Here is a 17399-nt window from a genome sequence, read left to right as displayed (position 1 = left end):
GCGAGGAGGACGACATGCGCAGGATCACGATGTGGTTCCTCGCCACGATCGCCGTGGTGGTACTTCTCTTCAGCTACCGGACGTCGACCGGAACCGACAGCTCGCCTTCGGCCGCGCCGGCCGTGACAGGCCCCGTCGCGCCGGTGGAAACCGGTACGTCACGGGGCACGGTCGCACGGTCCGGTTCCACCACCATCGCCGACGGCCCGGTCGTGCAGACCAAGCGGGGGAACGTCCAGGTGCAGGCCAACATCAGCGGTGGCCGGATCACCGAGGTCACGGCGATGACGGTGCCGAGCACGAACAACCGCTCCCGTGAGATCAACAAGCACGCGGTGCCGCAGCTGCGCACGGAGGCCCTCGCCGCGCAGAGCGCACAGATCGACGCGGTGTCCGGGGCGACGGCGACCAGCGAGGGCTACACGAAGTCGCTTCAGGCCGCGCTGGACGGCGCTCACTTCAAGGCCAAGCCGTGACCAGGCAGGCGTTCGTCGAGCAGATCATGGGTCTGCCCGTCAGCGCGCATCTGCGCGGTCCCGGGGCCGACTCCCCGGCGGCGGCACACGCCGTCGCCGGGGCCTTCGCCGAACTGCGCGCGCTGGACGCCATCTTCAGCCTGTACCGCCCGGACAGCCGGGTGAGCGCGCTGAACCGGGGAGAACCGGTAGACGATCCGCTGGTCGACGCGGTACTCGACCTGTGTGAGCAGGCGCGACAGCGTACCGACGGCTACTTCAACGCCTACCTCCCGGAACCGGGCGGTGGCACCCGCTTCGACCCGTCCGGCCTGGTCAAGGGCTGGGCCGTCGAGTGCGCCGCGGAGCACCTGGAGGGGTACGAGTTCTACCTGAACGCCGGTGGGGACATGACGGTACGCGGATCCTGGCGCGTGGGCGTCGAGGATCCGGCACAGCCCGATCAGCTCCTCACCGCCCTCGAGGTCGTCGACGGGGCCGTCGCGACCTCGGGCAGTGCACATCGCGGAGCGCACATCGTCGATCCGCACACCGGCGCCCCCGCCCACGGCCTGCGCTCAGTCACCGTCATCGGCCCGTCCCTGACCTGGGCAGACGTGTACGCCACCGCAGCGGCTGCACAGGGGCCTCAGGCAATGACATGGCTCGCCACGCTACCCGGGTACGAGGCCCTGCTCGTCGGCGACGACGGTGCCCTACTGGCCACACCCGGCTGGTCGCTACCCACGTAGCGCAGCCAGGACCGTGACGGCTTGAAGATGGACTGCATGTGCGGCTCGGCCCCGTGCTGGCATACTGGCCCGCCGACCCTTAATAGGTCTCACGGGATCGGCCCTGCCCCTTGCCAAGCTCCGCGACGACCCCACCCGCTACGCCGACGCCAAAGCCCGCCGCAACTACGCAGGCACCAGCCCCATGACCCACCAAGCCGGCAAGCCGGCAAGCCGGCAAGAAGAAGATCGTCCTGGCCCGCTACGCGCACAACGACCGGCTCTCGACGCTCTCGCCCAGCAGGCCTTCGCCGCCCTCATCGCCTCTCCGGTCGCCCGCGCCTACTACGACCAGCAACGCACCCGCGGCATCGGCCACCACGCCGCACTGCGCCAACTCGGCAACCGCCTCGTCGGCATCCTCCACGCCGGCACCCTCCACGACGAGACCACCGCCTGGCAACACCGCCAACAGCACAGCCCGGCGGCCACTTCTTGACGCCCAAGCTCATGGCTTGTCTGTCAGCGTTGCTGTCGACAGCCGTTCCGCCGGCGACCCACGCCCCCGCCTGGCCAGTCGACGGTGCCGCACGCGAGGTCTTCGCTAACACCGCCCACCTTCCGCGTTGCGATGCCGAATGGACCTCTTAAGGCCAAGGCGGCGCCGGCCCGGCCCCGGCCTGCTGGCGACCTCCGGCCGGCATCGGCCGGGCCGGCCGGCCACGCTGAGGGACGATAAGACTCGAAGACCTCGGGGCTCCGCCCCGAACCCCCGACCCTCCTCAGAGATCAGCCGGGGGCGGATCACCTCGCCGGGCACCACAAGGGCTACCAGCCTCCCCGGACGGGGCGAAGGGGGGCTCCGCCCCGGACCCCGGCCTTCCCTCAGAGATCAGCGAAGAGCGGGTGGGGCGGGCTCCCCTCGCTCAGGCACCGCGAGGGCTACGCGAGAACCCCCCGGTCGCGCCAAGGCCAAGCCTGCCTGACCGAGGAGAGGCCAGCCGTCTGCGCTTGCTGTCGAATCGCGACCCCTCGCTTGTAAGGCGTTTCAGGCGAGAGCCATAGCGTCCGCTGACATCCGCCGGGCCCGACCCGGAGGCGACATCCGTCCGCGCTGGCCCGGTCGGGCGATCGGCCGGACAACCGGGTCCGGGCGCTCCATGCCGGGCTCCGGGTCGACCTGGTCGTGCTGGATGACGACCTCAACGTGGTCCGGGTGATGCGGACCGGCTCCTGGGTGGAGTGACGCCCGGGCTAGCGGATCATCCGGCCTTTAGCAGCGCCAGGCCCAGCGGGGTGAGCGTGTGGTGCACGGCGTTGCGGTCGCGGGCACTGGTGACCAGACCCGAGGAGCGCAGCACGGCCAGGTGCCTGCTTGCCGACGGGACGCTGATGTCGAGCCGGTGGGCGATCTCCGACGTGGTCCCGCCTTCGGCGGCCAGCACCAGGATGGCGGCCCGGGTACCGCCCACCAGCGCCGACAGGGATCCGGCCACAGCTGCCGTCGACACCACCCGGGCGTGTGGATGGATGGAATAGATCAACACCGGCGGCAGCAGCGGATCGGCGAGCACCATCGGCTTCTCGTGCCGCTTGAAGTAGCAGGGCACGAGCAGCAACCCCCTACCGTCCAGGTGGAGGTCACGCTCGGCGATGTAGTCGGTGATCGTCAGGACGCCGCCGTCGAACCTGGCGGTCGGGTGCAGGTCGTTGAGCAGCGCCGACAGGCCCTGGTTCAGCAGCCGTCGGGACCGCAACGCCCGGTCGGCGTCGAACGCGGAGCGGATCACGTTCCACAGAGGCATGATCGCGAGCCGGTAATAAAGCTGGAGGCCGGCCCCGAGCTGGCGCAGGGCGGTCACGTCGCCGGCCGCCAGATCCGCGACGGCCGGCGAGAGCCGGACCCCCGTCGACCGGAGCGTCGCCAGGTCAGTAGCGAGTCTGGCCTTGGGCGTGCGCAGCAGGGCGTCCAGTCCCGGCTCGAACCCGCCGGCTGCCTCGATCGGGGTGAGGAAGTCCGGGAAGTAGCCCACCGGCGGGTTGATCGACAACGGCAACGCAACCTCGGCCCGGTGACCGTGGCGCTGATGCAGCAACCCGTACGTTCGTTGCCGCCACCCGGCCAGCAGCGGATCCTGGCACCGGAGCCGCAGCCAGTGCATGCTGAGCATGCTTTCCCACAGCGGATCAGGCGCACAGGCGATCCGGGTGCGGGCGAGGTCCGCAGCGGTGAAGTGAATCCGAAGCATGACGTTCCCCCGGTCGACTGGGCGTGCGTCCAGTCTGACGGCCGTCCAGCCGTGACGATTCCGCCAACCGGATCACGACGACCGACTTCGGGCCGGCACCGTCGGAACAGGGTGTCTTCCGCGGAGGGTAGAGACGTTGCGGCCCGTGATCGGCGGCCACAAAAGACCGGCGGCTATGAGTAACTTCGTACAGCTCCGCCTACGAGGGATGGCTTAGGTGCGCAGCCTACGGCCCACCTGCGATGGCAGGAGTATTCCGGCTGTCGGTCCACATCGAAGACTTCGGTGCCCCAAAATTCTCTTCTAGCGCGGGCTTCAGCGCCTCGTCGGCATCGCGCATGGCTGCCTCAAACCGGCTCTAACTACGACGGAAGTCAATGCTCTGGCCTTAACCCAACAAGGTCGACAACTTGCCGCTTGACCAGAGCATCGGGTCCCTGACCGGTGAGTTTGCACTACGGCGTAACGAGATCGACAGGACCGGGGCGGTCCGTCCATGATCGCGCGATGAAGAGAATCCTGCGTAGGGCCGGCATCGCGGCAGTCATCGCAACGGTGGTGGCCCTCCTTGCCCCGTCGACCGCGTTCGCCGTGTCGAACCTGCCCAACAACAGTGCGCTCCGGCATTATTCGGGCTCGCGCGGCACCGGGGTGGTGCCCATGTATAACTCCAGCAACCAAAAGATCGGCGAATACTCGCTCGAGGTCGACTACTGGTACACCCCGGGGCAGAATTGGTACAACCTCGAGGTGACGGTCTGCGTGTGGGACCGCCTCGCCAACGGGCGAGGCGTGATCGCCCGCGTCCTGATGAAGTACGGTTCGAACTCCAGTAAGGAGGTCGGCAAGTTCAAGGCCTCCGGCGGATGTACTCATCAGACGGTGTACCCGTACAGCACGTCGCCCGTCTGGGCCGTCGATGTCGACTTCGGCGAGGACTGGTCCGGTACGCCCTACCAGTACGCCGGGAACTACGACCGGTTCACGTCGGAGAGACTGCCGTACTGGCCGTACTTCGGCACCAGCTAACCCAACCAGGATGAACACCCGCGCCGGCGGTGACAGCGCAAGACACTGTCACCGCCGGAGCTGTTCATACGTCGGCCATCCGCCAACCAGCCAGCGGTCGTCGGACCAATCGTTTGGGTCATTGACGATGCCCGAGTTTGGGGGTGGGCAACGAAGGCGACTCGGTGGGTCGAACTCGCGTTGCTCGTCCAGTGGCTGATCGGCAGCGGCCACAGCGCCGAACAGGCGGAAGGGTGGCTGACGCAGTTTCCCGCATGGCCCGCGACCGACCGCACAGTGTTGGACGACTTCGCGTCAAAGAACGCATCGAAGTGGGCGGCCAAGTCCGGCAGAGCACCGAAAGCTGGGTACACGACCTGGCGGCGTGGACCGGCGAGTGGGCGGCACACGAGACCGCCAGCCATCAGTCAGGCCCGTGAGCGATAGCGGGACACCTCCCTCGTCACGCGGGGCCCGGTACCGGTAGCTCCAAGTCCTCCATTAGCCGGCCAGCCCGGTCGGACCGGTAACCCGAGGCCGCCGCCGGACGCCCCCAACAGCGGTCGGACCCCAGAGCCGAACGCCCTGCTCCCAATCTGCTCCATTTAAGGGGCAACAGCGCGGAAGCCCGTTACCGACCAGACCGGTGACGGGCTTCCTACCTGCACGTATTCATGGTGGGCGATGCTGGGGTCGAACCAGTGACCTCTTCGGTGTGAAACCGGATGCCGCACCGCCTCTGAGCAGGGAAGATGTGGGATCGCAGGTTGCGGCGGGTGCCGTTGGGTGCAGTTGAGCGCGGTTCGGTGCAGTTCGTCGTCGTTCAGTGCACCCCGCTGCTCCCAATCCGCTCCCCGTCATCGGCCAGTACAGGGGTGCAGCAACGCCATCTGGTCCGGCAACTCGGGTGCGGTGAGCGACGGGAGGCCCGTTCCGGTGCACGGCAGCGCGGCGAGCCGGCTGTCGAAGGCTACCGACGCGATCGGGCATGGTTGTCACCGTTTCCGTTGGCGGGCATGGCGGCCGTTGGCTGTGACGAGGCCGGCGTCGGGTGCCTCGGCTGGTTCGGGTTCTCGATCCGGTTGTCCGCTGCGACCCACGCTGTGCAGGTGGTGCAGCGCTTGCCGGTAGGAGTCGAGGAGGGTGGTCTCGACGTGGGGCAGGCCGTGCTCGAGGCAATAGGCGCGGACGATGGGCCGGGCGTGGCGTAGTGAAGCGCGGGGCATGCTGGGGAACAGGTGGTGTTCGATCTGGTGGTTCAGGCCGCCGAGCAGGAAGTCGATCAGCCAGTTGCCGCGGACGTTGCGGGAGGTGAGGACCTGGCGGCGAAGAAAGTCCGTGTCGTCGTCTGCCGTGAGGATCGGCATGCCCTTGTGGTTGGGGGCGAAGGCACATCCCAGGTAGACCCCGAACAGGCCCTGCTGAACGACGACGAAGACCAACGCCCGCAGCGGGGATAACACCGCGACGACCGCGGTGAGGTACGCGGCGGCGTGCAGCCCGAGCAACAGCGCCTCCCGGCCACGCTCACGATAGGTAGACCGCGACAACGCCCGCACGCTGGCCACGTGGAGGGAGACAGCCTCAAGCAGCAGCATCGGAAAGAACAGGAGGCCCTGGTAGCGGGCGAGCAGCCGTCCAGCACCGCGCCGCGCACGGGCCTGTCGCTGGGTACCCGGCCGACTACGGCTTCATCGAAGACACCCTCGGCGAAGACACCGACCCCCTCGACGCGCTGCCCCGCGCCTCGCGCACCTGGGCGACATCACGGATCTGGAGCACTTCCTGATCCTGCTCAGCCAGAACCGCCAGGCCGACACCGACCGGGTCAAGGCCGAACATGACTACCAGGTCAACCAGGTCGCTCTGCAGTACCTCATCGCCTGGCACCGCGGCACCCACGGGGCAGACTGCGACTGCGTACGACACGCCGAACCGGCCGTCCACGGGATGCTCACCGCGCTCTCGCGCGACTTGTGATCCGGCATGTCCGAGGGCACGAGGCGATCGCGCACGCCCTGCGCCCACCCTTGACCCCTCGCCGGGAAGCGCACGGGGTGTGTCTGATGGGTCGTGTCACGGACCTGAACCCCGCAAGCCAAGCGCAGGCGGAGATAGCGGCGCTGCCCGCCTGCGCCGCGGGCAGCGGAGGTATGGCGAGCGGCCTGCCGGTCATCGTGGACATGCGATCGGCCAACGTTCACTGACCGCCGCTGAATACTCCCGTCTGCGCATGGAACCGGTTGCTGCAGCGCACCCACGTTCAACGCGGCCGCCGATGAGGGAACGCAACGACCCCCAAGAGCACCAAGCGCGCCAGGCCGAACAAGCGTACGATCGAGTTATCCCGGAATCGACGACATCCCACTCCTGAGGTGCCAGCCACACCGGCCCTACCCCAAGGGGATGTCATGTCCGTCAATCGCACCCGAAACGCACCGGCAGACCCGGCCACCACAGCGCCGCCGCGGGCCGCAGCAGGCCCCACCAGCCAGGTCCCCCCTGGCGCGCGCCGCCTGGATCAGCCGCGCGAACAGCCTGCCCGGGACGTGTGGAAGACCGACGGGGGACAGCCTGGCTGCCATGATTCCGATCGAGCGGCGGACCGGGCCCCGGTCCTGGGCGCGTGGATCGGAACAGTGATGACAGCAATGAGGGAAGCAGCCACCCGTGTCAGCGTCGGGCGCCGGTTTGCCGCGCACCCATCCCCGCCCTCACCCGACCCCGGCCAACGCCCCGCCGGCACGAAGATCCACGATAGGAAGGAAACCAGCATGGCACCCATGGTCGACCGCATCCGCACATTCCTGCACAACCCGCAAGGACAACGGCTCACCCGCCAAGCGCGTGAGCAGCTCAACAAGCCCGACAACCAGCAGCGGCTGCGGAAGCTTGCGCAACGACTCCGGCGACGCGGGTGACTCCCGGCGAGCCCGTCAGATAGCCGGAGCCACCATGACACGTCGTCGGCCTCGCCCGTGACGTCAGCTCCGGGACCAGGGCGCGCCGCCGCCCTGGTCCCGGAGCTGTCTCGCTAACGGCACCTCTCTTGTCAACCTGCCGGCAGCAGAGAGGTCTCCGTTAGATCCACACTCCCGACCGGAGGCCCGGCCGGTGACCTGCCGGCCGGGCCTCCGGAGTGGTGCTCGCGGACATCGACGCCGCCCTGTCTCGTCGATGGCGCCCGAGGCGGCATCGTGTCGGAGTGGTCGACCGGGTGTTGGGGCCCGAGCACGGGGAGGTTGATCTTCGCATTCCTTGCACTCTCAGGTGGCGAGTGCTAAACCGTAGTTAGCACTCGCCCTGTGCGAGTGCTAGCCGATTGGGATGAGCCCTCTGGTGGGGCGTGCGCGTACGTCATCGCAGGTCGGTCCGATCAGTGCTGCAGGTCAGCACGACGAGTAGAGGACGACGCAGATGGCCAAGTTGATCGCATTCGGTGAAGACGCCCGTCGCGGCCTCGAACGTGGCATGAACATCCTCGCTGACACGGTGAAGGTGACGCTGGGCCCGAAGGGCCGCAACGTCGTGCTGGCCAGCAGCTGGGGCGCGCCGACCATCACCAACGACGGTGTCAGCATTGCTAAGGAGATCGAACTCGACGACCCGTACGAGAAGCTCGGTGCCGAGCTGGTCAAGGAAGTCGCCAAGAAAACCGACGACGTGGCCGGCGACGGGACCACGACGGCGACCGTCCTGGCCCAGGCCCTGGTACGGGAGGGGCTGCGCAACGTCGCCGCGGGCGCGAACCCGATCGCGCTCAAGCGCGGCATCGAGCAGGCCGTGGCCGCAGTGACCGAGGCGTTACGTAACCAGGCCCAGGACGTCGAGACCAGAGCGCAGATCGCGGCCACCGCGTCCATCTCCGCCGCCGACGCAAGCGTCGGTGAACTCATCGCCGAGGCGATGGACAAGGTCGGCAAGGAAGGCGTCATCACCGTCGAGGAGAGCAACACCTTCGGCCTGGAGCTGGAGCTCACCGAGGGCATGCGCTTCGACAAGGGTTACATCTCGCCCTACTTCGTCACCGACACGGAACGCATGGAAGCCGTTCTCGACGACCCGTACCTGCTCATCGTCGAGAACAAGATCTCGAACCTGACCGACCTGCTCCCGATCCTGGAGAAGGTCATGCAGGCGGGCAAGCCGCTGGCCATCGTCGCCGAGGACGTCGAGGCCGAGGCCCTAGCAACCCTGATCGTCAACAAGGTCCGTGGCACTTTCACGTCGCTGGCTGTCAAGGCACCCGGCTTCGGTGACCGCCGCAAGGCCATGCTGGCCGACCTTGCCGTCCTCACCAATGGTCAGGTCGTCAGCGACACCGTGGGTCTCACGCTGGAAAACGTCACCCTCGACATGCTCGGCCGGGCCCGCAAGGTGGTCGCCACCTTGGACGAGACCACCATCGTCGACGGTGCCGGTGACGGGGAGCAGATCGCCGGCCGGGTCGCCCAGCTCCGCGCCGAGATCGACAACAGTGACTCCGACTACGACCGGGAGAAGCTGCAGGAGCGGCTGGCCAAGCTGGCCGGCGGCATCGCGGTGATCAAGGTCGGCGCGGCCACCGAGGTGGAGCTCAAGGAGCGCAAGCACCGCATCGAGGACGCCGTCCGCAACGCCAAGGCCGCCATCGAAGAGGGCCTACTTCCCGGCGGCGGCGTGGCCTTGGCCAACGCCGCGGTCACGGCGTTCGACAAGCTCGACCTTGCCGGTGACGAGGCCACCGGCGCGAACATCGTGCGGGTCGCGTTGACCGCGCCACTCAAGCAGATCGCCAGCAACGCCGGCCTTGAGGGCGCCGTGGTGGCAGAGAAGGTCAACTCACTTCCCGCCGGCCACGGCCTCGATGCTGCCACCGGCGAGTACGTCGACATGATCAAAGCGGGTATCGTCGAACCGGCCAAGGTGACCCGTTCCGCGCTGCAGAACGCCGCGTCGATCGCCGCGCTGTTCCTGACCACCGAGGTACTCATCGCCGACAAGCCATAGACGCCCGGCGTCGGCTTGCCGGGCAGCGACGACCTTCGGGTCTGTCACAGACCAGGGCCGGCCAGTGCGGCTGCGTGCCGCACTGGCCGGCCCCGTCAAGGGATTGAGCTGTCGTGCCGTCAGGGACGGCGGGGTGGATCTGGAATCAGGCGGTGACGGTGAGATGGTTCTTGACGCTGGTCACGCCGGAACCTGACCACGACACCTTCTCGGCCTGACGGCGTTCGGCCCACGATCGCACGGACCCGCGCAGCGTCACCTCCGCGCCGTTGACATCAGCCTTGATCTGGTGGGAGTCGAGCTGGGCGTTGCGCAGGATCGCCCCGTCGATCGCGGCTTTCAGATCGTCGGACGCTGGAGTGGTCGCGATCAGTCTGATGGTGTTGGCGACCGCGGTGACGCCCTTGAGGTACATGACCGCGCGGGCCGCGGCCTCCCGCTGGTACTGCCAGTTGACGGTGCCGGACAGGGTGACCACGTGATCGCGGACCCCTGCCTTGACCGTGTCGGAGGGTACGTCGACCGCCCAGTTGAGCATCTGGTTCGCCGCCTCGGCGATGTCGCTGTCCTTGGCGCCGGACACGCCCGCGTCGCGGACCACGATGTCGACGGTGACGGCCTGGACGCCGGCTACTCGCATGGCCGCCCGTTTCGCCGCATGCCGCTCGGGCAGGCTGCCCACGTCGCCGGAAAGTGTCACCACGCCGCCGTTCGCCAGTACCACGAGATGCGTGGCGTCGATGCTGGAATCAAACAACAGTTCGTCGGTGACGTTGGTCTGCAGGTCCTTGTCGCTTCTCCGGATCGTCTGTGTCATAGGGCAACCATGGCCCTCCGGCTGCCAACGCGCCAGCCGATTTGGTCCATATTCGAATAAGTCTTTGAGATTGATTATCAACTGCATGCGTTTAACAGGTTATGCCGGCTTATTCGGTGCGGCATTGTTTGTCACCACCGCGGGGCGACCCTCAGTCACGCCTACCCCCGGCATCCAACCACCCGCTCATGAGCATGAAGCGACAGCGGGCGACGCTACCTCCGGCGTCATGCATGTCATTGGGTTGGTCACTGGTCAGGCACGTGGAGGGCCAGGATAGCGGTGTCATCGTCGACGTGGCGTTGGCAGTGGTCGAGTACGGCGTTCTCGATGGCGGCGGCGATGTCGATGGCGTTGGTGGCGCTGGTGGCGGCAAGGAGCCGCTGGAGTCGTTCCGCGCCGAACATGTCGCGGTCTCCCGGTCGTCTGGCCTCGGTGACACCGTCGGTGTGCAGGATCAGGGTGTCGCCGGGGTGCAGGATGGTGCGCTGGTCGGTGAGGTGGGGGTTGGGCCAGCAGCCGAGGATGATGCCGGGGTGTCCGAGGGTGTCGACGCGCCCGTTGACGCGGCGGATCAGGGCCGGGTCGTGTCCGCCTCGGCTGACCCGCACGGCCAGCCCGTGGGGGTGGGGGCGGACGGTGGCGTAGACGGCGGTAAGGAAGTGGCTGTCGTCGGTGAACCATTCCAGCAAGGCGGTGTTGAGGGTGGCGAGGTTGGTGCTGGGGGTGGCGCAGCGGACCGCTGCGGCGCGCAGGGTATAGCGGGCCAGAGCGGTCGTCTTCGCCGCGACCGGGCCTTTGCCGGACACGTCGCCGACCACGATGGACCAGCTATCGCGGGTGGAGGGGAACACGTCGTAGAAGTCGCCGAGTACGTCGGCGCCCCGTCCACCGCGCAGGTAGCGGGCGGCGACCTGCGCTCCCGGGATTTGTGGTACGTGCGGGGGCAATAGGCTCTCCTGCAGGGTGCGGGCAAGCATCGCTGATTCCTCGGCCGCCGCGAACGCCAGCAGCGAGGCGGCCTGCGCCTGCGCGGTGGCTTGTCTGGCGTCTTCGGCGGCTCGCAGCGCTGCTGATGAGGCCTCGTGGGCATCGGTCAGCGCACCACGGAGCGCGATCTCGCTGGTAACCGCGTGGGAGAGGGTTTCCAGGACCTCGATGTCGTGCGGGGTGAAGTCGCGGGGAAGCGCGTCCACGACGCAGAAAGTGCCGAGGACTTCCCCGCCGGGTGCGTGGATCGGGAACCCCGCCCAGGCCGCTACCCCGGTGGACTCGATCGACGGGTTGTCGTGGGTGCGCGGGTCGGTCCGGGCGTCGGGGACGATCAGTCTGGAGCCTGAGTCGATGACGTAGCGGCAGAACGACTCCTCGACGGTGTTCTGCCGGTCGGCGAAATCGGTGGCGGCCACCCCGATGCAGCTTTTCCAGAATGACCGCCGGTCGTCGACGACGGTGACGTAGGCGAACGGGGTGCCGAGCAGGGTCGCCGCCAGCCGGGCCAACCGGTCGAACACCTCCTCCGGGCCGGTGTCCAACAACCCGCTGCGCCGCACAGCCGCCAGACGCGCCGGTGCGTACACGGGGCGGCAAGCCTGACCCAGACTGCCCATCTTGTCCATCATCGGCACCTCGACGTCGCCCCTAATCTTGGTCAGACCATGCACCAGCGCCGGTCGCCGTCTACCGACCGGGGCCGATGCGACGATCCTGCTCACAAGCGCGGCCACGGGGTCTGGGGGGCCGCAAGCACGCCCCGTCAACGTCTGGTGATCGAGCCGTTGCTACAGGAGCCATTGTCTGCCGCCCACGCGGATCCGGTAAAGCGCACAACGTCCGAACCACCGGTCACCGTCTGAACGCAACGGCGGCGATCCTCGAGATGCCGGCGGGCGGACGCAGCCAGTCGGTTTCTGTGGTCCGACGACGGGGTACCACCAAGGCGTGGCCGGGTACCGACGCGCCAGAGCCGACTGCTCACCGCTGGCGACTCCCCGACTACGAAGGGACGGCGAAGTAAATGGCGGCGACCATGGCGCTGACGCTTCCCGGCGACATCCACGCCGCGTCGCATGCCCGCAGCCTAGCCGACCTGCTGCTGAGCAGGCTCGGCGTGACCGGACAGTGCCGTGCCGACCTCAGCCTTATGATCACCGAGGCGTGCACCAACGCCGTCTCGCACGCCCGACGGGCCGGCGACATCGAGGTCCACATCACCGTTGGGCAGCACGAATGTGTCATCGACGTCGGTAACAGCGACGGAACCTTCGACGACGCCCAGCTACACGGCAACCTTCCCGACCCGTATGCCGAGGGCGGACGCGGCCTCCCCATCATCTCGGCCCTGGCCGACGCCGCCCGAACCGTACATGAACGATCCGGCTGGGTGGTTCTCCACATGGTCAAGCACATCGCCAGGGCACCGTTGCATTGAGCGTTGGCAAGATCGAGGCAGGCTTGAGCAGTGAAGCATCGACCCTGCGGGTGCCGACAATGACGTCCGCCCTGGTCACGGCCAGTTTGACCACGACGACAAGATCTTGCCCTCACCAACTTGCCCAGGCTGGTCGTATCGCTGACGACCACTGGACGAGGATGCCTGGTCGTGCTACTTCGACTGGCCTACCTCGGCGTAACCAACGCGCTGGCGATGCTGCGGCTGCTGCCGATGAGCGACCGGGCCAAGGACGCCGAAATCCTCGCCCTGCGGCACCAGATCATGGTCCTTTAGCGGCAGCTGCACGGCCAGAAGATCCGGTTCACCCCCAGTGACCGGGCGTTGCTCGCCGCGCTGCTGCACCGACTCCCCCGCGCCGTGCTACGCCAGATCCGGCTGCTGGTGCGCCCCGAGACCGTGCTGCGCTGGCATCGCGACCTGATCGCCGCACGTCATGCTCGCATCTCTCGCCCGAAGCGTGTCGGCCGGCCGCCCACGGTGCGGTCCATCCGCGCGCTGGTGCTACGCCTGGCGCGGGAGAACAGTTCATGGGGATACCGGCGCATCCACGGTGAACTACTCGTCCTCGGTGTCAAGGTCGCCGCATCCACGGTCTGGGAAATCCTCAACGACGCCGGCATCGACCCGGCACCCGAACGAACGTCAGATGGCTGGGCGGTGTTTCCTGCGCTCCCAAGCCGAGGCCCTCCTCGCCGCCGACTTCTTCGAAACCGTGACCCTGACCGGCGCCCGAATGCACATCTTGGCGGTCATCGAGCACGCCACCCGCCGGGTACGCATCCTCGGCGCCACCGCCCACCCCACCGCCGCCTGGGTTTACCAAGCCGTGCGCAACCTCGCCATGGACCTGCAGGACGCCGGCTGCCGCGCCCGCTTCCTCATCCGCGACTGAGACGGCAAGTACCCGACGCTGTTCGACACCATCCTCGCCGACACCGGCATCAAGGTCGTCCTCAGCGGCGTGCCCCGAATGAACGCGGTCATGGAACGGTGGATCCAGACCTGCCGCCGCGAACTGCTGGACCGGACCTTGATCTGGAACCAGCCACATCTGCTGCACGCGCTGCGCCAGTACGAGCGGCATTACAACACTCATCGCCCGCACCGCGGCATCAACAACGCTCGGCCCCTGCACCCGCTACCCGCACCGATCACCGATCCCAGCACGATCACGCACCTCAACATCCGCCGTCGCGATCGCCTCGGCGGACTCCTCCACAGGCCGCCGCCCGGTCCGCCACGTCAAGCGGGCCTTGACGCACGTACGGGCGCTGCCGGAACAGCCTGAGTCGGCTCTCGTGTCACGGACCGTGCCCCCGGCGGACACCGCCACAGTGGCGCAGTTGACCCAACCTCGCCCGGCACGGCCCGGCTCCCGGGGTCGGAGCTGGCCACCGGCGGCCACCCTCCCCTCCCAGGTGAGCGGTTGACCTGACCCTGAGCGGCTGTGGAGCCGGCTCCTGGACGACCGGCATGCCTTCACGCGGCCACCGCCCCCATGCTTGGGGCTTGCCGCGCGGACCCGGTGCGTCGGTCCCTGCGCCGCGCTGCTCAGGCGCGGTGCGGCCGGCTGCCGGCGACGAACCTCCACCACTCTCCCCGCTATCCCGTCTGCGGCGGCTCACCGGGCTCCCCGCTTCCCGCGCCAGCCGCCGGGCATCCGGCGTGACGGCCGCAGAGCGACAGCGGCAGCGGCCGGCGCGCGCCCAGGCGGCGGCGCGTGCGGCCCGTTGCGGGCCGCCTTGATGGATGTAAAGAAAGTCCTCCCACGTCGGCCGGCAGCCGGCCTACCCTGCCCGATCTCACGGGCGGCGTTGACCGTCGGAGGCGATCGGGATCAGCCTGGCGGCTACGTCCTCGAAGCCACCGAAGCCGCTGACGGTTCGCAACAGGCCATGGGTCCGGTAGTAAGCGCGCAACGGCTCGACCTGCTCCTGGTAGTTCTTCTGCGAATGCGAGTACATGAGCAAGAGTTCCTGGCGTCGCTCGGCTTGCTGGGGGTCCAGTGCTATCTGCCGTTCCACCCGGCGGTGGACGGCGAGGCGAAGTTGGTCCTCAGTAAGGACGAGTTCGATCACTGCGTCGGGGACATGGCCGCTCTGCGCCAGCAACTCAGCCTGACGGACCTTGCGAGGGAAGTTGTACAGCACCCAGCCACCGTCGACGTTGGCTAGGGCGTCAGCGATGGCTCTGACCATTAGCTCATCCGGGACAAGATGTCCGGCCTGCATATGCCGGTTCGCCTCTTTGCCCAGCGGCGTTTGATGCTGCACGTGCTCGCGGAAGACATTGCCTGCGCTGACGACCTACGAGTGGGCCGCTAGGGACTCGAACCCTGAACCTATGGATTGCCGGCGAGGCGGTCGCTTGACCGCTCGGTACGGAGGTGGGGAGCCTCGGTCGGCCGGTCTGGGGTTCCAACGGTTCGGCTCGTTGCTGTACTTCCGTGCTGTACGGCGATAGCCCTTGACCCGGGGTTGCCTTGGCGGCGTCTGCGACAGTGGTGGCATGGACAACCGGTTCCGGCGGCTGCCGCCGCGGATCGAACCTCGGTACGAGACCCATGACGTCTCCAATCCGCCGCCGTTGCCGGAGGTGGAGGAAACGAGTTGGTTGACGCCGGCTGGGGAGGTAGCCGGTTTCGAGCGGTTGGCCTCCGCCGTTGCCCGCAACTCCGATCGGACCGGCTCCGAACCGGTGCGGCAGCGACGGCGGGGTCGAGCGCTAGTGATCTTCTACATTGCCCTGACTCTGGGGATAATCGCCGTGGGCTTCGTCCTGCGCGTCCACGTCCGTTGATCATCCTCCGGGAGCTCGACGTCCGCGGTCGTCTGTAAGCCCCTCGCCTCTACCGGGAAGGACCCCCGTCGGGCGGGGGGGGAAGCCTGGTCCCCAGTAGTTAGGCAGTGTCAACAGGCACGGTCCTGTGCGCTCCCGCTCGGCCGGCTTTGTCGCTCCTTCCGCCCGTCATTGTCGCGTAGGGCGATGTTTGCTGACTTACTGCTGACTCGCCAGAAGATGGGGCAGGCCGACCGCCCGCAGGAGCGTCCCTGCAGGTGCTCTGTCAGTCTCGGCTACTACGATCACCGGGACGACCAAAGGGCGGTAAACATCTTGAATCATCCCCACGTCGACGCGCTCGTCCGGATCATGCCGCCGGAACACGGCGCCGACGAAGAGGTGGACTGGGACGCCGTCGAGGCGCAGCTGGGTACGCGACTGCCGGCCGACTACCGCGCGTTCATGGCGACTTACGGCGCTGGGGGGATCGAGAATCTGGTCATCCTGGCGCCACTACCCGTCGACTTCCCGCAATGGAGCCCCGGGACCATCGTCGACACCACTTTGACATTGCGTGAGCTGTGGGACATGGACGGTGGGGTACCAGGCACGGGGCGCGGAGCGGATGCCGTGCTGGCCTGGGGCACCGGCTGCAACGCCAACGAACTAGGCTGGCTGATGACCGGCTCCGATCCCGACCAATGGCCGGTAGTGGTATGGCGGCGTCATGGAAGTCCGCACTGGGCACAGTTCGAATGCGGGATGGCGGAGTTCGTCAGGCGGCTGATGCTTGCCGAATTCGACGAGTGCCCGCTCAGTGATCTCTCCCTGTGGGGCCGCATTCAGCCCTTCGTGCACTGGCGGGAACAGCATCGTCGCTTCCGGGCCGGCCTGGACCCCATGACAGGCGAACCCGACCCATACGCAAGCATGTTCGACGGCTGGACCGACAGTCCCGCCTGACGCGCGACCCTGCCTCGGGTCCAGTCAGGCCGCGTGACTACACCTGTCACCTACTGGTGCAGCGCAATTGGGTGCATGATGCTCTCGAGTTCAACAGGGGTCAACCGAGACAGCGACCGCTGCCGTCTGCGGCGGTGGTAGGTCCGTTCGATCCAGGTCACGATCGCGATCCGTAGTTGCTCGTGGGTGGCCCATGATCGTCGGTTCAGGACGTTGTTCTGCAGGAGGCCGAAGAAGGATTCCATGGCGGCGTTGTCGCCGGCGCCGCCGACACGGCCCATCGATCCGGCCATGTGATGGCGGTCGAGGGATCGGACGAACTTCCTAGATCGGAATTGGGCGGATTCAACCGGTCGGTGTGCAGGATTCAGTCGGCCAGGTCACCGTGCCTGGCGGCGGCGTTGTCCAGCGCGGCGACGGCCAGGCGGGACTTCATCCGCGAGTCGATGGAGTAGCCCACGATCCGGTTGGACCAGACGTCCTTGACCGCGCACAGGTAGAGCTTGTCCTCGGCGGTGTGATGCTCGGTGATGTCGGCCAACCACAGATGGTTCGGCCGCCCGCCGTCGCCGGTCAGCTGCAAGCCCGATGCGCGGGCCTGCTCGACCAGGCGGCCGACCAACTCCGCGTCCACACCGTCCGCCGGCTTACCCACCGCGTTGTTCTTCTTCGCCACCGCGGAAGTATCCACGGCCATCGCTGTGTCGGTCATCACGTGCCGATCCATGTTCAGGAGTTGCACCGTTGTTCTTACAGACCCTCCGGTGGCGCTCCACCTTGTCCCCGTCCAGAGGCTGGGCGGTCTACCGACTGCCCGACGAGGAGATCCGTTGCTCGCCGCTGGTGTTACTGCCAGAGCCAGGGCGGCCCTTAGTACTCCAACGTCACTTGGCTTCGGCGTTGGGCGTGGCGCGGGCATGAAGACGGCCACCGCGTTGATCATCGATGGTT

16 protein-coding genes and 6 pseudogenes are annotated in these 17399 nt (G+C 67.6%); 15 read left to right on the top strand and 7 right to left on the bottom strand.

Translation table 11 applies throughout. From position 1 onward, the window contains the following. Positions 1-29 precede the first annotated feature (29 nt). The 4 genes and pseudogenes from ACTMS9_RS30445 to ACTMS9_RS30430 all read left to right on the top strand — a co-directional run. Positions 30-476, top strand: coding sequence for an FMN-binding protein (locus ACTMS9_RS30445; RefSeq protein WP_441149336.1), 447 nt, complete (start codon positions 30-32; stop codon positions 474-476). Further along, on the top strand, positions 473-1207 hold the full coding sequence (locus tag ACTMS9_RS30440) for an FAD:protein FMN transferase (RefSeq protein WP_441166621.1): 735 nt from the start codon (positions 473-475) through the stop codon (positions 1205-1207). The genes ACTMS9_RS30445 and ACTMS9_RS30440 overlap by 4 nt, the downstream gene beginning before the upstream one ends. 61 nt (positions 1208-1268) lie before the next feature. Continuing rightward, entirely contained in the window at positions 1269-1685 is a 417-nt protein-coding gene (locus ACTMS9_RS30435; protein ID WP_441166627.1) for a transposase, read from the top strand. Between the two features lie 619 nt (positions 1686-2304). Further along, positions 2305-2432 (top strand): annotated as a pseudogene (locus ACTMS9_RS30430) (N-acetylglucosamine-6-phosphate deacetylase); the annotation flags it as partial. 16 nt (positions 2433-2448) lie between these two features. Here the strand turns inward: ACTMS9_RS30430 and ACTMS9_RS30425 are convergent. Further along, a complete protein-coding gene (locus ACTMS9_RS30425; protein WP_441166620.1) occupies positions 2449-3357 on the bottom strand; it encodes an ArsR/SmtB family transcription factor in 909 nt (302 codons plus the stop codon). Positions 3358-3942: 585 nt separating this feature from the next. Here ACTMS9_RS30425 and ACTMS9_RS30420 point away from each other — a divergent pair. Further along, positions 3943-4464 carry a hypothetical protein gene (locus tag ACTMS9_RS30420; protein WP_441166619.1) on the top strand — a complete coding sequence of 174 codons (522 nt, stop codon included), beginning with the start codon at positions 3943-3945 and terminating at the stop codon, positions 4462-4464. A 1070-nt stretch (positions 4465-5534) separates the two neighbouring features. On the opposite strand, the pseudogene ACTMS9_RS30415 reads toward ACTMS9_RS30420, so the two are convergent. Then, positions 5535-6116, bottom strand: a pseudogene (locus tag ACTMS9_RS30415) (fatty acid desaturase family protein); the annotation flags it as partial. On the opposite strand from ACTMS9_RS30415, the pseudogene ACTMS9_RS30410 reads away from it, so the two are divergent. The 4 genes and pseudogenes from ACTMS9_RS30410 to groL all read left to right on the top strand — a co-directional run. Next, positions 6116-6181: pseudogene (locus ACTMS9_RS30410) on the top strand (inorganic diphosphatase); the annotation flags it as partial. The pseudogenes ACTMS9_RS30415 and ACTMS9_RS30410 overlap by 1 nt on opposite strands. A gap of 17 nt (positions 6182-6198) precedes the next feature. Then, a complete protein-coding gene (locus tag ACTMS9_RS30405; RefSeq protein WP_441166626.1) occupies positions 6199-6423 on the top strand; it encodes a DUF1003 domain-containing protein in 225 nt (74 codons plus the stop codon). Positions 6424-7226: 803 nt separating this feature from the next. Then, positions 7227-7364: a hypothetical protein gene (locus tag ACTMS9_RS30400; RefSeq protein ID WP_441149341.1), complete on the top strand. Its 138-nt coding sequence runs from the start codon at positions 7227-7229 to the stop codon at positions 7362-7364. A gap of 496 nt (positions 7365-7860) precedes the next feature. Beyond that, positions 7861-9432: a chaperonin GroEL gene (groL, locus tag ACTMS9_RS30395; protein ID WP_441149342.1), complete on the top strand. Its 1572-nt coding sequence runs from the start codon at positions 7861-7863 to the stop codon at positions 9430-9432. A 145-nt stretch (positions 9433-9577) separates the two neighbouring features. Here the strand turns inward: groL and ACTMS9_RS30390 are convergent, their stop codons facing one another. Next, positions 9578-10249, bottom strand: a complete 672-nt coding sequence (locus ACTMS9_RS30390) for a BON domain-containing protein (protein ID WP_441149343.1) — start codon at positions 10247-10249, stop codon at positions 9578-9580. 248 nt (positions 10250-10497) lie between these two features. Next, positions 10498-11868: a PP2C family protein-serine/threonine phosphatase gene (locus ACTMS9_RS30385; RefSeq protein ID WP_441166618.1), complete on the bottom strand. Its 1371-nt coding sequence runs from the start codon at positions 11866-11868 to the stop codon at positions 10498-10500. Between the two features lie 398 nt (positions 11869-12266). Between ACTMS9_RS30385 and ACTMS9_RS30380 the strand changes: the two genes are divergently transcribed. The 4 genes from ACTMS9_RS30380 (at position 12267) to ACTMS9_RS30365 (ending at position 13992) form a co-directional block, all read left to right on the top strand. Next, on the top strand, positions 12267-12680 hold the full coding sequence (locus ACTMS9_RS30380) for an ATP-binding protein (RefSeq protein WP_441166617.1): 414 nt from the start codon (positions 12267-12269) through the stop codon (positions 12678-12680). A 171-nt stretch (positions 12681-12851) separates the two neighbouring features. Beyond that, positions 12852-12977, top strand: coding sequence for a hypothetical protein (locus tag ACTMS9_RS30375; protein WP_441149346.1), 126 nt, complete (start codon positions 12852-12854; stop codon positions 12975-12977). Between the two features lie 373 nt (positions 12978-13350). Beyond that, the gene (locus ACTMS9_RS30370) at positions 13351-13596 is read left to right on the top strand and encodes a hypothetical protein (protein WP_441166616.1); all 246 of its coding nucleotides are present in this window, start codon (positions 13351-13353) and stop codon (positions 13594-13596) included. A 78-nt stretch (positions 13597-13674) separates the two neighbouring features. Beyond that, entirely contained in the window at positions 13675-13992 is a 318-nt protein-coding gene (locus ACTMS9_RS30365; protein ID WP_441149349.1) for an integrase core domain-containing protein, read from the top strand. A 514-nt stretch (positions 13993-14506) separates the two neighbouring features. On the opposite strand, the pseudogene ACTMS9_RS30360 reads toward ACTMS9_RS30365, so the two are convergent. Further along, positions 14507-14998, bottom strand: a pseudogene (locus ACTMS9_RS30360) (nucleoside monophosphate kinase); the annotation flags it as partial. 214 nt (positions 14999-15212) lie between these two features. Here ACTMS9_RS30360 and ACTMS9_RS30355 point away from each other — a divergent pair. Together ACTMS9_RS30355 and ACTMS9_RS30350 are read left to right on the top strand one after the other, a co-directional pair. Beyond that, positions 15213-15503, top strand: a complete 291-nt coding sequence (locus ACTMS9_RS30355; protein ID WP_441149350.1) for a hypothetical protein — start codon at positions 15213-15215, stop codon at positions 15501-15503. A gap of 186 nt (positions 15504-15689) precedes the next feature. Continuing rightward, positions 15690-16448 carry an SMI1/KNR4 family protein gene (locus ACTMS9_RS30350; protein ID WP_441149351.1) on the top strand — a complete coding sequence of 253 codons (759 nt, stop codon included), beginning with the start codon at positions 15690-15692 and terminating at the stop codon, positions 16446-16448. 50 nt (positions 16449-16498) lie between these two features. On the opposite strand, the pseudogene ACTMS9_RS30345 reads toward ACTMS9_RS30350, so the two are convergent. Both ACTMS9_RS30345 and ACTMS9_RS30340 read right to left on the bottom strand, forming a co-directional pair. After that, positions 16499-17004: pseudogene (locus tag ACTMS9_RS30345) on the bottom strand (transposase); the annotation flags it as partial. Beyond that, a pseudogene (locus tag ACTMS9_RS30340) lies at positions 16993-17160 on the bottom strand (IS256 family transposase); the annotation flags it as partial. The pseudogenes ACTMS9_RS30345 and ACTMS9_RS30340, both read right to left, overlap by 12 nt. Positions 17161-17399 lie beyond the last annotated feature (239 nt).

This window comes from Micromonospora sp. L31 (assembly GCF_052068075.1).
Taxonomy (GTDB): Bacteria; Actinomycetota; Actinomycetes; order Mycobacteriales; family Micromonosporaceae; genus Micromonospora; species Micromonospora purpureochromogenes.
Note: the sequence above shows the minus strand (reverse complement) of the source record. Positions and strands in the feature narration are given on the sequence as shown.

Bases quoted from the DNA above. Each gene is read 5' to 3' on its own strand.
- ACTMS9_RS30370 (WP_441166616.1), top strand. From the start codon at position 13,351: ATGGCTGGGCGGTGTTTCCTGCGCTCCCAAGCCGAGGCCCTCCTCGCC.
- ACTMS9_RS30380 (WP_441166617.1), top strand. From the start codon at position 12,267: ATGGCGGCGACCATGGCGCTGACGCTTCCCGGCGACATCCACGCCGCG.
- groL (WP_441149342.1), top strand. From the start codon at position 7,861: ATGGCCAAGTTGATCGCATTCGGTGAAGACGCCCGTCGCGGCCTCGAA.
- ACTMS9_RS30355 (WP_441149350.1), top strand. From the start codon at position 15,213: ATGGACAACCGGTTCCGGCGGCTGCCGCCGCGGATCGAACCTCGGTAC.
- ACTMS9_RS30445 (WP_441149336.1), top strand. From the start codon at position 30: ATGTGGTTCCTCGCCACGATCGCCGTGGTGGTACTTCTCTTCAGCTAC.
- ACTMS9_RS30425 (WP_441166620.1), bottom strand. From the start codon at position 3,357: ATGCTCAGCATGCACTGGCTGCGGCTCCGGTGCCAGGATCCGCTGCTG.
- ACTMS9_RS30385 (WP_441166618.1), bottom strand. From the start codon at position 11,868: ATGGACAAGATGGGCAGTCTGGGTCAGGCTTGCCGCCCCGTGTACGCA.
- ACTMS9_RS30420 (WP_441166619.1), top strand. From the start codon at position 3,943: ATGAAGAGAATCCTGCGTAGGGCCGGCATCGCGGCAGTCATCGCAACG.
- ACTMS9_RS30350 (WP_441149351.1), top strand. From the start codon at position 15,690: ATGTTTGCTGACTTACTGCTGACTCGCCAGAAGATGGGGCAGGCCGAC.
- ACTMS9_RS30390 (WP_441149343.1), bottom strand. From the start codon at position 10,249: ATGACACAGACGATCCGGAGAAGCGACAAGGACCTGCAGACCAACGTC.
- ACTMS9_RS30365 (WP_441149349.1), top strand. From the start codon at position 13,675: ATGAACGCGGTCATGGAACGGTGGATCCAGACCTGCCGCCGCGAACTG.
- ACTMS9_RS30400 (WP_441149341.1), top strand. From the start codon at position 7,227: ATGGTCGACCGCATCCGCACATTCCTGCACAACCCGCAAGGACAACGG.